Annotated in this window: 17 protein-coding genes and 1 pseudogene; 8 read left to right on the forward strand and 10 right to left on the reverse strand. The window is 58.2% G+C overall.

Translation table 11 applies throughout. The annotated features are described in order from the left end of the window. Positions 1-60: 60 nt before the first annotated feature. The 8 genes from EOA22_RS10930 to EOA22_RS38790 form a co-directional block, all read right to left on the reverse strand. A complete protein-coding gene (locus EOA22_RS10930; RefSeq protein WP_064995165.1) occupies positions 61-843 on the reverse strand; it encodes a sulfotransferase family 2 domain-containing protein in 783 nt (260 codons plus the stop codon). A gap of 172 nt (positions 844-1,015) precedes the next feature. Further along, positions 1,016-1,765, reverse strand: a complete 750-nt coding sequence (locus EOA22_RS10935) for a class I SAM-dependent methyltransferase (RefSeq protein ID WP_063167689.1) — start codon at positions 1,763-1,765, stop codon at positions 1,016-1,018. A gap of 94 nt (positions 1,766-1,859) precedes the next feature. After that, positions 1,860-2,747, reverse strand: a complete 888-nt coding sequence (rfbD, locus tag EOA22_RS10940) for a dTDP-4-dehydrorhamnose reductase (protein ID WP_013532724.1) — start codon at positions 2,745-2,747, stop codon at positions 1,860-1,862. Beyond that, a complete protein-coding gene (gene rfbB, locus EOA22_RS10945; RefSeq protein WP_013532725.1) occupies positions 2,744-3,814 on the reverse strand; it encodes a dTDP-glucose 4,6-dehydratase in 1,071 nt (356 codons plus the stop codon). Before rfbB ends, rfbD begins: the two co-directional genes overlap by 4 nt. 22 nt (positions 3,815-3,836) lie before the next feature. After that, positions 3,837-4,391 carry a dTDP-4-dehydrorhamnose 3,5-epimerase gene (gene rfbC / locus EOA22_RS10950; protein ID WP_013532726.1) on the reverse strand — a complete coding sequence of 185 codons (555 nt, stop codon included), beginning with the start codon at positions 4,389-4,391 and terminating at the stop codon, positions 3,837-3,839. Beyond that, entirely contained in the window at positions 4,392-5,273 is an 882-nt protein-coding gene (rfbA, locus tag EOA22_RS10955; protein ID WP_013532727.1) for a glucose-1-phosphate thymidylyltransferase RfbA, read from the reverse strand. It abuts the gene before it with no gap. A 143-nt stretch (positions 5,274-5,416) separates the two neighbouring features. Continuing rightward, on the reverse strand, positions 5,417-5,905 hold the full coding sequence (locus EOA22_RS38785) for an O-antigen ligase family protein (RefSeq protein ID WP_244514278.1): 489 nt from the start codon (positions 5,903-5,905) through the stop codon (positions 5,417-5,419). After that, positions 5,898-6,647, reverse strand: a complete 750-nt coding sequence (locus EOA22_RS38790) for a hypothetical protein (RefSeq protein ID WP_244514277.1) — start codon at positions 6,645-6,647, stop codon at positions 5,898-5,900. Before EOA22_RS38790 ends, EOA22_RS38785 begins: the two co-directional genes overlap by 8 nt. A 77-nt stretch (positions 6,648-6,724) precedes the next feature. Here EOA22_RS38790 and EOA22_RS10965 point away from each other — a divergent pair, with 77 nt between their 5' ends. From EOA22_RS10965 to EOA22_RS10995, 6 genes are all read left to right on the forward strand, one after another. Then, positions 6,725-7,150 (forward strand): calcium-binding protein, encoded by a 426-nt coding sequence (locus EOA22_RS10965; RefSeq protein WP_224674090.1) that lies wholly within the window; start codon positions 6,725-6,727, stop codon positions 7,148-7,150. 49 nt (positions 7,151-7,199) lie between these two features. Continuing rightward, entirely contained in the window at positions 7,200-7,979 is a 780-nt protein-coding gene (locus EOA22_RS10970) for a thermonuclease family protein (protein ID WP_244514276.1), read from the forward strand. A 192-nt stretch (positions 7,980-8,171) separates the two neighbouring features. After that, the gene (locus EOA22_RS10975) at positions 8,172-8,882 is read left to right on the forward strand and encodes an SOS response-associated peptidase (RefSeq protein WP_013532730.1); all 711 of its coding nucleotides are present in this window, start codon (positions 8,172-8,174) and stop codon (positions 8,880-8,882) included. Between the two features lie 558 nt (positions 8,883-9,440). Continuing rightward, positions 9,441-9,620 (forward strand): hypothetical protein, encoded by a 180-nt coding sequence (locus tag EOA22_RS10985; RefSeq protein WP_013532732.1) that lies wholly within the window; start codon positions 9,441-9,443, stop codon positions 9,618-9,620. Positions 9,621-9,631: 11 nt separating this feature from the next. Beyond that, on the forward strand, positions 9,632-9,841 hold the full coding sequence (locus EOA22_RS10990; protein WP_013532733.1) for a hypothetical protein: 210 nt from the start codon (positions 9,632-9,634) through the stop codon (positions 9,839-9,841). 6 nt (positions 9,842-9,847) lie between these two features. Continuing rightward, positions 9,848-10,141, forward strand: a complete 294-nt coding sequence (locus EOA22_RS10995; protein WP_013532734.1) for a hypothetical protein — start codon at positions 9,848-9,850, stop codon at positions 10,139-10,141. 22 nt (positions 10,142-10,163) lie between these two features. Here the strand turns inward: EOA22_RS10995 and EOA22_RS11000 are convergent, their stop codons facing one another. Together EOA22_RS11000 and EOA22_RS37685 are read right to left on the reverse strand one after the other, a co-directional pair. Then, positions 10,164-11,189: an NAD-dependent epimerase gene (locus tag EOA22_RS11000; RefSeq protein WP_063167688.1), complete on the reverse strand. Its 1,026-nt coding sequence runs from the start codon at positions 11,187-11,189 to the stop codon at positions 10,164-10,166. Then, positions 11,189-11,341 carry a hypothetical protein gene (locus EOA22_RS37685; RefSeq protein WP_158515784.1) on the reverse strand — a complete coding sequence of 51 codons (153 nt, stop codon included), beginning with the start codon at positions 11,339-11,341 and terminating at the stop codon, positions 11,189-11,191. Before EOA22_RS37685 ends, EOA22_RS11000 begins: the two co-directional genes overlap by 1 nt. A 482-nt stretch (positions 11,342-11,823) precedes the next feature. Between EOA22_RS37685 and EOA22_RS39520 the strand changes: the two are divergent. Together EOA22_RS39520 and EOA22_RS11005 are read left to right on the forward strand one after the other, a co-directional pair. Continuing rightward, positions 11,824-11,877 (forward strand): annotated as a pseudogene (locus EOA22_RS39520) (Fic family protein); the annotation flags it as partial. Positions 11,878-11,883: 6 nt separating this feature from the next. Then, positions 11,884-12,396 carry a hypothetical protein gene (locus tag EOA22_RS11005; RefSeq protein WP_244514275.1) on the forward strand — a complete coding sequence of 171 codons (513 nt, stop codon included), beginning with the start codon at positions 11,884-11,886 and terminating at the stop codon, positions 12,394-12,396. Positions 12,397-12,399: the final 3 nt, after the last annotated feature.

Genomic DNA, 12,399 nt, shown 5'->3' on the forward strand with positions numbered 1-12,399 from the left:
GGCTGGCACATCGAAAGAGAAGTTCGCTTCGATCATCCTCGAAGCCAGCGCTGCTTCGTGCTAGCCACGGCGTGACGCACGCCGTGCCCCGTATTCGGCAACCGCCGCAGTACCATCTCTATGGGTTTGATACGCTGACGCCCGCCATCGGACCGCCCAGCCGTAGAGTTGCTGATCGATCTCGGTCAACGTCGCCAACAGGTCCAGGGTCGATGACGGCAGTTCTTCTCGCATCGTTCGGACCGGCGCTGCGTTGATCCGGAAAACGTTCGACGATGTATCGCCAAGCGCGGCGAAGATTGCGGCGTTGTCGGCCTCGAAATTCTCCACCAGCCCAACGTAATCGAAGCGAGCTAGGTTGGCTTTGGCCCGATCGAGGAGCTCGTCCGGCGGCAACCCGCCTGGCTCGATATCGCTCTTGCCGACCAACGAGGCGCCCCAGCCCGACGCCAGTTGGCATGCTTGATGATTCCACATGTGCGAAGCGAACTTGGAGTCAGCCGTCTCTCCTGCCCGAAAGAACATTTCAGCATCGTTGTCATGTGCCAACGTATTGATTTCATACTCATCTCTCGTCGCGCCACGACAGTAGCTGTAATATGAAAGCAGCCGTTCAACGGGATCCCGGAGGAAGGTAAAGCTGTAACGTCCCGTCATGAAGCGTTCAGCGTAATCGAAACCGAAATGGCCGGATACCATCATCAAGGGTTCGAGTTGTTCCGGTGTGCGGCTGAGATAATCGCCGTGCATGCAGCAATTTTCTCGACCATACAGCTCGGATGCCTTTGCAAGTATGGACGTCCCGGCGGTCTTCTGAATATGAAGGAATAGAGCAGGTATCATGCAGGTATCACATCCAGATAACGGAAAAGTGAAAACCTACTTGCGCTGACAGCGTCGCAGAGTCAATTGGGCTGTCGCCTTTCGAAAAGATGCGATCTTCCGACTTATAGGAGCGGGCGCGCGGGGGGCAGACGAGACCAACCCAGTCACCCGCTCGGCCATCGCTTCCATATCAGGAACTCTTTCCGCATCCGTCGAACGGCCGGTGCCTTGCCGCGATATTGAGCGCCGTTTCACGAACGATTTTGACCGACTTCCAATAGTCGTCATACTCGTCCCGATTGTCAGCTTTGAATGTCTTCAAGATATCATCATAGGCGTCCTGCAGAACCGTGCTCTCGGGGTTGAGATTGGTAACGACGACCAACCCGGTCGGCGCGCAGTCCGTGACAGTCACGGATAGATCGGGACGATACTTCAGCAGGGTGGGAACTACCTTCCATACGTCACCTGCCCACCACCCTGGAAAGTTGTTGTCAGCAGGTTCGATCGCCGTTTTCATATCCCTGGTGGTCATCTTGTAGCCGGGAGGGAGACAGTCGTGCAGCAGAATGATTGAGCCTTCCGCGCACTCTCTTTCGGTGTTGATGAAGTCGCGCAGGAGGAACTCGAACAGATGCATGCCGTCTAGAAAGGCCAAATCTACAGGCTTGCCCAAAATCTTGCTCGGACGCGTTTTCTTGAAAAAATCGTCGCTGGTCTGCTGATAGAGAAAGCAGCGGGGCTTGGAGCCAATGATGTTCTTTGCACAGACAAAGTAGGGATCGACCGCTACCGTTTCACACTTGGCCAGCTCAAGAGTATTTCCAAACTGGACTCCAACTTCGAAATAGGATCGCGGCCTTAGGGCCGAGTGGATATCGGCGATCGTCTCTAGGTAGCTTTTCCCGACGACATCTGGTCCGTGGTTGGCATCCTTCATTCGCAAGTACTCCAGGCGAGTCGATATTGATCTGTGTGGTTGCCGCTCGTATCATCGTGGCCTGACACTGCAATCAGATGACTTTGGCAAGGTCCTACAAACGGGCCGTCAGCCGCTCAACCACCTCGTCGCACGCGGTGTACCAAGATCTGCACCGCCAGCCGAACGTAGCGGCCATTTTACCGCAGTTGAGGCGTGAATTCGCAGGACGTTTCGCCTTCGTCGGATAGTCTGACGTCGAAATGCCGCGCACCGCAGCGTACGGCCTGCCCCTTTCCAGACTCGTTACGAAGACGCGCTGTGCAAACTCGGCCCAATTTGTGTCGCCGTCGCCCGCCACATGGTAGACGCCCCACTCCGCAAACTTCAGGTCCGCCTTGAGGTGCCGCGCCATATGAAAGATGCCGTCGGCGATATCAAGTGCCGATGTTGGATTTCCCCACTGATCGGCCACAACCGAAATCTCGTCGCGGTCAGCGGCCAGCCGCAGCATGGTTTTCACGAAATTCTTGCCGAACGGGCTGTAGACCCATGCCGTGCGCAGGATCAGATGGCGCGGATTGGCCGATGCAACCGCCTGTTCGCCGGCAAGCTTGGAGGCGCCATAGACGCTGCGCGGTGCAGTGGCGTCGGTCTCGACATAGGCGCCATGGGCGGTGCCGTCGAAGACATAGTCGGTCGATAGATGGATGACGGGAACGCCAAGCAGCGCCGCCGCTTGCGCCACCTTGCCGGCGCCGACGGCGTTCACCGCGAATGCCAGATCGGGCTCGTCCTCGGCCTGATCCACCGCCGTGTAGGCGGCAGCCGACACGACGATATCCGGCTTCACGGCCGCGATGGCTTCGATCACCGTGTCGGGTCTTGCAAGGTCGAGTTGCGGACGGCCAATGGCGATGACCTCAACGCCGGCGGCCGCCTGGGCGGCCTCCAGGAGGCTTGCCGCGACCTGCCCGTCGCGTCCGGTGACAACCAGCCTCACGCCGCCCCCTTGCGTGCTTCGCCCAGCCGTTCACCGGCGTAGCGCTGCTCGCGGATCGGTCCCCACCACCATTTGTTGTCGAGAAACCAGTCGACGGTCTTGGCGAGGCCGCTGTCGAAATTCTCATTGGGCGTCCAGCCCAGGTCCCGGCCTATCTTCGAGGCGTCAATGGCATAGCGGCGATCGTGACCGGGGCGGTCGGTGACGAAGGAAATCAGGTCGCGATAGCTCTTGCCCCCTGCCCGCGGCCGCCTGCTGTCGAGCAGATCGCAGATCGTCTCGACGACGCCAAGGTTCGTCCGCTCGGAATTGCCGCCGACATTGTAGCTTTCGCCGGACAGTCCCCTGGTCGCGACAAGTTCCAGCGCGCGTGCGTGATCCTCGACGAACAGCCAGTCGCGCACATTGGCGCCGGCGCCATAGACCGGCAGCGGCTTTTCGTCGAGCGCATTGAGGATGACCAGCGGGATCAGCTTTTCGGGAAAGTGATAGGGTCCGTAGTTGTTCGAGCAATTGGAAAGCACGACCGGCAGGCCATAGGTTTCGTGCCAGGCCCGCACCAGATGGTCCGAGGCCGCTTTCGAGGCGGAGTAGGGCGAGGATGGCGCGTAGGGCGTTTCCTCGACGAACATGCCGCCATCGAACGGAAGATCGCCAAACACCTCATCGGTCGAGACATGATGGAAGCGGAAATGGCTCTTCCTGTCCTCGGGCAGGCCGCGCCAGTACTCCAGCGCGGCATTGAGCATCTTGTAGGTGCCGACGATGTTGGTCTCGATAAAAGTGCCCGGCCCATCGATCGAGCGGTCGACATGGCTCTCGGCGGCAAGGTTCATGACGATGTCGATATCGTCGCGCCGGAGGATGTCGAGCACGGCCCTTTCGTCGCAGATATCGGCCTGCGCGAAGCGATAATTGTGTGCGTTCTCGATCGGCCGCAGCGAGGCCAGGTTTCCCGCATAGGTCAGCTTGTCGAGATTGGTCACCCGATAGGCCGGGTTGGCGCATAGATGCCGGCATACCGCCGAACCGATAAAGCCAGCACCGCCCGTCACCAGAAAATTCATGCCGCTGTCCTCAAATAACCCATCAGGCGAACACCTCGGCGGCAGCCAGCAGCGGCGCCTTCAGGTCCTTGTCCGAGAGCTGGAACCCGCCGGTCAATGACGGCCATTCGATGCCGATGGCGGGATCGTCGAAACGGATCGACCGGTCATGCGCCTGCGAATAGGTATCGGTCACCTTATACAGGACCTCGGTGTCGGGCACGAGCGTCACGAAGCCGTGCGCGAAGCCTTTCGGCACCAGAATCTGGTTGCCCTTTTCGGCCGACACTTCGAGAGCGACCCATTTTCCGAAAGTTTTGGAGCTGCGGCGAATGTCGACCGCAACGTCGAGAATGCTGCCCCGGATGACGCGCAGCAGCTTGTCCTGGGCGCGCGGCGCAAGCTGATAATGAAGCCCTCGCAAGACGCCCGCCGCGGCGGAATAAGAATGATTGTCCTGCACGAAAGCCAAGTCTATGCCGGCCTGCGAAAAGCGCTCGGCATTGTAGGTTTCGACGAAGAAGCCGCGCGCGTCGCCATGTCGCTTCGGAACGATTTCCAGAACGCCATCGATGCCAAGGGGCCTGACTTCCAGCACCTAGGCCTCCGACAGGTCGACGACACGCCGGCGCAGATAGGCGGCATATTCGTTCTTGCCCAGGTGATCGGCGCGACGCAGAACCTGGTCCACAGTCAGCCAACCCTGTTCAAAGGCTATCTCTTCGGGACAGGCGACCTTGATGCCCTGGCGGTGCTCGATGGTGCGCACGAAGGACGAGGCCTCATGCAGGCTGTCATGGGTGCCGGTGTCGAGCCAGGCATAGCCGCGCCCCAACCGATGCACATGCAACTGGCCGCGCTCAAGGTAGACGTTGTTGACCGCCGTGATCTCGAGCTCACCGCGCGCCGAGGGACGGATGGCAGGGGCGATGTCGACGACATCGTTGTCATAGAAGTAGAGACCGGTGACCGCCCAGTTGGATTTCGGCACCTGCGGCTTTTCCTCGATCGTCAGCGCCGTTCCCGTGGCCTTGTCGAAGGAAACCACGCCATAACGCTGGGGATCCTCGACATGATAGGCGAACACCGAAGCGCCCTTTTCGCGCGAGGCAGCGTCGCGGCAAAGCTGCGACAGCCCATCGCCGAAATAGATGTTGTCGCCGAGGATCATCGACACGTTGTCCTTGCCGATAAAATTGCGGCCGATGATGAAGGCTTCCGCCAGCCCGTTGGGCTGCGGCTGCTCGGCATAGGACAGGTCGAGCCCGAACTCCGATCCATCGCCAAGCAGATCGCGAAAAACCGGCAGGTCACGCGGCGTCGAAATGATCAGAATCTCTCGGATACCCGCGAGCATCAGAACGCTCAGCGGATAATAGATCATCGGCTTGTCGTATATCGGCAGAATTTGCTTAGAGACTGCTAATGTTAGTGGATAAAGACGCGTTCCACTGCCTCCAGCAAGGATAATTCCTTTCAAGAAGCTCTCCTTGACATGCCTGAACCCCCCGGCCCTAGCCGCCCGTGCTTAGGTTCCATGCACTGGCTTGTCAATCTCGGCGTTCGTCAAATGACTGGGTCACGATCCGGCGCCAATCCATGGCCAATTCAGGCGACGCATTGCTATCGTCTTGCCAGGGCCGGCCTGACGGGAACAAGCAGATTGTCATCATGGGCGGCGGTCGACTCGCCTCTCTGGCTCAGCCGCTCAGCAAGTCCCTTGTGAAAGATAACGCCATTCATATAGGCGAAGGTCATCGCCAGTGCCGCCGTTCGCAAGGGATAATCGACCAGAGAATGAACGAGCAGAAACGATACTGAGAGAAACGCCATTTTCTGCAGCGGATCTCGCCGTGCCGTAACGGAAAACGCAAAAAGCAATATCGCGTAAGCTGCGACCAGAAAGACAACAGGAGCGCCACCTTCAAGTGCCAATTCCAGATAATCATTGTGGGCGTGATTGACGTAGGGCTTGAAGATCATCTCTCCCTTTTCGTAAATCTGATAGACCTTCGGAAAACTCCCAAAGCCGACGCCCGTCGCCCAGTTCTCTTCAATTCCCGCGATCGTCGTGCGGGCAAATTCGGCCCGTCCAAAGGCCGGGTCAACCACTTCCGCATCGATCTTCGTCCACGCCCCCGATCGTGTAGAGTGAAAGCCCGATGAAGACAGCGGGTATTCCATACCCGCCCAGCCTCGAGCGCGCGGACAGAAAGACGACTGATACCATGGTGATCGCCAGCCCTATCAGAATACCGGCGCGCGAACCGGCGGCCAGAAGCAACAGCAGCAGCGTTATCAAGCCGAGCGACCCGGACAGAAGGTGCCCGCGAAACAGGCCGTAGTAGACAACGAAGGGGATGGAGACGAAGAGCAAAGCTGAAAAATGGTTCTGGTTGGCAAACAGTCCCGCATTGATCGTGAACGGCAACAAACCCTGTATGGCAACCGTATCGGAGAGTGAATACTGGATCGCCGCAGCCAATCCGTTACAGATGACACCCATGAAAAAGAAGGGCAGAAGGCCGTAGACCTGATCTGGGCGCAAGCGGGTGACGCTCAGAAAGAATGCAGCCATCGCCACGAAATACAACAGACACTCGATCGTACGTCCCACGCCGACACTGACGAAACGCAGCCCGGTTTCACCGCTCAGCCACGGATTTGCAAGTAGAACCTCAGGCCGCAATCCGCTCAACAGGGCGGCAGGCAGCGGCACGATTTGAAAACAGAACACGGCCCCTTTGAATTCGTCGATCTCCGAGACCAAAGCAAGGGTTTCAGGGGTGATTTGCAGGAAACCGATCTTCATGGCCATACCTAAAAAAATACCCAAAAATACCCAATAGCTCAAGAATCGACCTTACCCAATAAAGCACTCCCGGCGCCTTGTATGGGAAACGCCCAGTCACAAGGCAAACGGATTAGAGAGTGGATTCGACAACAAAATTCAAAAGGTGCATGATGGGTTTGGTGTCGGGGGATACCTTCATGAATTGGCGTTGGTTTTCGACCGCAACAGTTGTTGCGTTCATCTCAGGCTGCACTGCCGACTATTTGAATAATTATGACTCGGTGACGCTCGCTGCCGGCGATGCGAACCGCTCAAATATGCTTTTGCAAACTGTCGATCCGTTCAATCCGAATAGCCAAAACACGCGTATTGAAGGCGACGGAGCGCGCGCGGTGGCAGTCTTCAACGGATACCGAGGTGCGACCCGAGCCCGTAGCGCTGATTTGGACTGTGCAGGCGGCAGCGGAAACAATGCAGTGGTTGCCCCTGGGGTGCAGATCACAGGCTCTGATCCTAACGGGCTCGATGGTGATCGCGACGGCATTGGGTGCGAGGGAAAATAGGTTGTCTCGAACAAGGAAAGGAGGGCTAGGCTGGCTCGCAGTCATTGCGTTGGCCGCGTATTATTATCCCGTTCCGTACCAGAGACCGGGCATTACCTCGCCAAATCCAAAGGCCACCGTTGAGATCAGACCGGAGGCCAGCAATCTCACCCAGAGCGTTACACGGCAGGTCGAGGAACCGGCCGCACCCAGTCAGCAAACCAACGGGGAAGTGCTTCAAGGCCGCGCATCGGCAGTTGATGGCGATACAATTGAGATCAATGGGACGCGCGTTCGGTTCAACGGCATCGACGCACCCGAGTATGATCAACAGTGCGAGGATGCGAAGCACTTTCGGTATTCATGTGGATGGCAGGCCAAAACTTCCCTCGAAAAATTCATGGCTAAATCGAAGCCCTTACGATGCGAGTTTGTCACTTGGGATCAATACGGACGCTTCGTTGGCAATTGCTACCGGGCGGACGGAGCCGACGTGGCGGCCTGGCTCGTCAAGAATGGGCTGGCCCTCGACTGGCCCAAATACAGCCATGGCGGCTATGCATCCCAACAAGCGGTCGCCAAGGCTGCCAAGCTCGGCCTGTGGAAAGGCTTCTTCGAAGACCCATGGACGTGGCGCGCCGAGCACGCCGAAGATACGCAGCCCGCGGCCAATCAGCCTCTCGGTATCATAGGCCGTCAGGCTCAGTCACAAGGCTATTCGTGCGAGCCTCGCCGTAAATGCTCTCAGATAAGCTCTTGCGCTGAAGCCCAATGGTATCTCAGCAACTGCTCATGGGGCGGCAGGCTGGATCGCGATAGTGACGGGATTGCGTGCGAAACGCTTTGCTAAATACCGAGAACGACGGAGGACTGGTCAGTGGCCCAACAGTCGAGAAATTCCGGTTTGGAGCCCCTCTTTCTCTCTTTTGGTCGGTACGGGTACACTGGTTTGATCCTACGGTGATCTATTACCGGGGCTAGTCGCAACAGGATATCCCCGTTGGGGCTTGCTGATCGGTTCGCTGCTAGGCACATTCACCGCATGTGCAATCTCTACAACATCACCACGTCACAAGAGGCGGTCCGCCAGTGGACCCGGACTTTGCGGGACATCCTAGGCAACCTTGAACCGTCCGTTGACATCTATCCCAACCAGCCCGGCCCAGTGGTGCGTAACGCCCCTGAAGGCCGTGAGCTAGCCAATCTCCTGTGGGGAATGCCGACGCCGGCCGAGCGCGTCAAGGGCAAGGCTGACTACGGCACTACCAACATTCGCAACCCGCAGTACAGCCATTGGCAACAGTATGTCGGCGTCGAGAACCGTTGCGTGGTGCCGGTAACAAGCTTCGCAGAGCCCAGCCCAACTCCCGGCGATAAAGACCGCGAGACAGGCATTCAGCGGAACTATTGGTTCGCGCTCAATGAGGACCGCCCGTTATTCTTCTTCGCTGGCCTCTGGACGCCATGGCATGGGGTCCGCAAGGTAAAGGACGGCCCCGGCGATTTCGAGCTTTACGGTTTCATGACGACCGCGCCCAATGCCCTCATCAAGCCGATCCATGAAAAAGCTATGCCGGTGATCCTGAGGACGCAAGAGGAAACAGAGACTTGGCTGACAGCGCCATGGTCGGAAGCGAAGCGGCTACAACGCACAGCGCCGGATGATGCTCTTGTGATTGTCGAGAAGCCTGCCACACAGATCAAGTTTCCCGAGCAGGCACCAGTACCGCCAAGCCAAGGCTCGTTGTTCTAGATGGCTGGCCTTCGGATACTCTCGGACGTTGCACCGGGCCTTGCGATTGCCATCTTTCTTACAATCTTGGTCGTGATGTTTTTTCGTCGTAAGCGGCGCTAAGCAAATCGGCGGCACGTGATTGAAATGTTGGGCTGTTAGCGCCAGTTATTCATCCCTCCAGATCACGCGTCGTACCATGCGGATTTCAACAAGTCGCCTCACGCGTATCTTCATGCCCTCCGATGCGCTTGGCAGCAGAATGTCCACATCAAGCTCGCGGCGTTTGCAGCGCTCGCAGCGCATGTGCCGGTCAACGTCCCAAAACGGAATGTCCCCCACCAATTTGGCGAGGTCCCCGGGGAGATAGTGGCGTGTAATGTTGCAGTTGATGCACCGGACACGGATTAGCTGACCAACCTCATGCGCTCGGCACAGGGTCTGGACAAGGCGGCGCGGTCGTCTGCTCTGTTCCGGCATAGCCAAAAATAGGAATGAGTTCCTCGCCGAGTCAATTCACTCTTGACATTTATGTTCCCTTTTTGTTCACTACGCCCATGCAGCGTATGGAGTAATGCCATGGATCGAATTGTGACACTGAACAGCCGCCAGGAGGCTGCCCTCCAGGCCCACGCCGAGGATTTCATTGCAGTCCACAAGGGTGATGTGATGAAAGCGCTCAAGGAAATGATCGTGCTCAACGGGCACCTTCAGGAACGACTTGACGCACTCACCCCGCAGCGCCGCGCGACGCGTTAGGAGTAGGCACCATGGGCACAATGCACTTCGACACCGAAGCCAAATCCGAACTGCACTCTGAAGCGGTGAAGCTGATCGCCCGCTACGACAGCCCTCTTGAGACCGTGAAGGCGCTCATGGCCTACAACTGTGAGCTTGAGACCCAGATACTCGCCATCGCCCATCGGCATCCGGGGATAGTTTCAATCGGGTACGATCCTACTCCGCCTGTGCTGGAGTGACCTTCAATGAGCCGCCTGATCTTTGCAGGAGAGCTTGAGAGCGCCGCCGACCAGATAGCGGACATATCCCGCGCCGACCTTCAAATTGTACTTCGTAGGGCCGCCCTGATGCTTAGAAACGTCGCCGGTGTCGATCTGGGCACGAGAACAGACGAATTACTTTTTGGAATCGCAGCGGAGATGGAAGTTTCCAAGTCCGATTTGATCAAAACGATCGTCAGCGACTGGCTAATTGCCAATGCTTATCTGCCTGTTCCGCTAGAGCTTGACGAAGGCAACGAGACACCATTTAAAATCTGAGCATGAAACCCGGCGTCTTCCGCTATGCCCGCGCAAAATACGCCTTGTACCACTCGACGAACCGCCCGACGCCCTCGGTCACTGTCGTCGTCGGGCGGTAGCCGACCGCCTGCTCCAGCGCCGAGGTGTCGGCGAAGGTATCGGGCACATCGCCGGGCTGCAGCGGCAAGAGTTCGACGATGGCTTTGCGGCCGAGCGCGTTTTCCAGCGCCTCGACATAGGCGGTCAACTTAACCGGGTTGTTGTTGCCGATGTTGAAGATGCGCCAGGGGGCGCTGCTTGTGGCCGGATCCGGACGGCTGGAGTCCCAGGCGGCATTGCCCGTGGCCGGGCTGTCGCTGGCACGGATCACGCCTTCGGCGATGTCGTCGACATAGGTGAAGTCGCGCGTGTGGTTGCCGTTGTTGAACAGTTTGATCGGCTCGCCAGCAAGGATGTTTTTGGTGAACAGGAACAGCGCCATGTCCGGGCGCCCCCAGGGGCCATAGACGGTGAAGAAGCGAAGCCCGGTCGTCGGCAGCCCGAACAGATGGCTGTAGCTGTGCGCCATCAGCTCGTTGGCGCGCTTGGTCGCGGCGTAGAACTGCAGCGGGTGGTCGGCCGGACGATGCTCGGAAAACGGCATGTCGGTGTTGGCGCCGTAGACACTCGAGGTGCTGGCATAGGTCAGGTGCGCGACGGCGCTGTTGCGGCAGGCCTCCAGCATGTTGGTGTAGGCGATGATGTTGCTTTCGACATAGGCGTGCGGGTTTTCCAGGCTGTAGCGAACCCCTGCCTGGGCGGCGAGATGGATCACCCGGTCGAATGCGTGGTCGGCAAAGCAGGCGTCGACCACGCTCTTGTCGGCGAGATTGCCGCGGATGAAATGGTAGCCGGCATTGGTCTTGCGGCTCGCCTCGTCCAGGAGCCGCAGTCTCGCCTCCTTGATTTCCGGATCGTAGTAGTCGTTGACGTTGTCGATGCCGACGACCTCGTCACCGCGCTCCAGCAGCCGCTTGGCTACGTGATACCCTATGAAGCCGGCCGCGCCGGTGACCAGAACCTTCATCAGAAGCGCCCATCCGTGACATGCCTGGGAAACAGACCCTTGATGTCGTAAATGACGCCGGGGGTCTTGCAAAGAGCCTGCAGGCCGTCGACGCCCAGAGCGCGGAACTGCCTGTGGCCGACGGCCACGATAACGACGTCAATGTCCTTCATTCCTCAGGTCCGGACATTTTCCTCAAAGGCCACCCCCATCACCAGAATCCGACTGCCAACGACCAAGAGCTACGACAGCGCGGCTGCTCCAGCAAGCATCTATTTCTCGGATCAACAGTGCGGGAACTTTTGATCAACAGCATTGCTTTATGCGATTGAAAAGATACCGTCTGCAACGCACCAACGCCGAACGATAGGGCCAATAATGCGATGTAATTTCCAGCACCGCTTCGGCGATCAACCCCTTGGCAAGTCGCCTGGGAGCCGAGACAGATCGATCTAGAGAGCGGAGATATTGCGTTCCGAAGCAGCTGTATGTTGGTGTCGTCGGGACGGCAACCTAATCAGATGCGTATGGCCGGCGGAGGGTACCGATCATCGGCCATAAGATCGGCCAAACATCCGGGCAAATTCGAAATATATCTTTATAATTACGTATTTAGCAGAAGCCAAGATCGGCCAGACATGGAAGAAAGCGTTTCAACTACATTCACCCGTTCCCCGACGGCAATGGCCGCGTCAGCCGTTTGATGAGCCACGCCATGGCCCATGAGGCTGGGATCGCCGCGCACGGGCTGTGGTCGATCTCACGCGGTCTAGCGCGCGGCGTGAAAAGCCGCACGGACTACAAGCGCATGATGGATCATGCCGATATGCCCCGCCAGGGTGATCTCGACGGACGGGGCAACCTCTCCGAGCGCGCACTCGGCGACTTTACGCTATGGTTCATGCAGGTGTGCATCGATCAGGTGAACTTTATGACCGGCTTGTTCGATCTCGACACGCTCGCGAAGCGGCTGCGTCGCTACGTCGAGCGCAGTGGCCTCAAACCCGAAGCCGCCCGCCTCCTGGAGGAAGCGCTAATGCGCGGCGAATTTGAACGCGGCGAAGCGTCTCGCATTAGCGGACTACCCGAACGCACGGCGCGTCGCGTGTTCAATGAGGTGATCGCGCTCGGTCTGTTGGCGTCGGAAACACCCAAAGGTCCGGTGTCGATACGCTTTCCGGCCAACGCATTGGATTCACTGTTTCCGAAGCTGTTTCCAGAAACCTAAGTG

The sequence above is a fragment of the Mesorhizobium sp. M7A.F.Ca.US.014.04.1.1 genome, from assembly GCF_003998745.1.
Classification (GTDB): domain Bacteria; phylum Pseudomonadota; class Alphaproteobacteria; order Rhizobiales; family Rhizobiaceae; genus Mesorhizobium; species Mesorhizobium ciceri.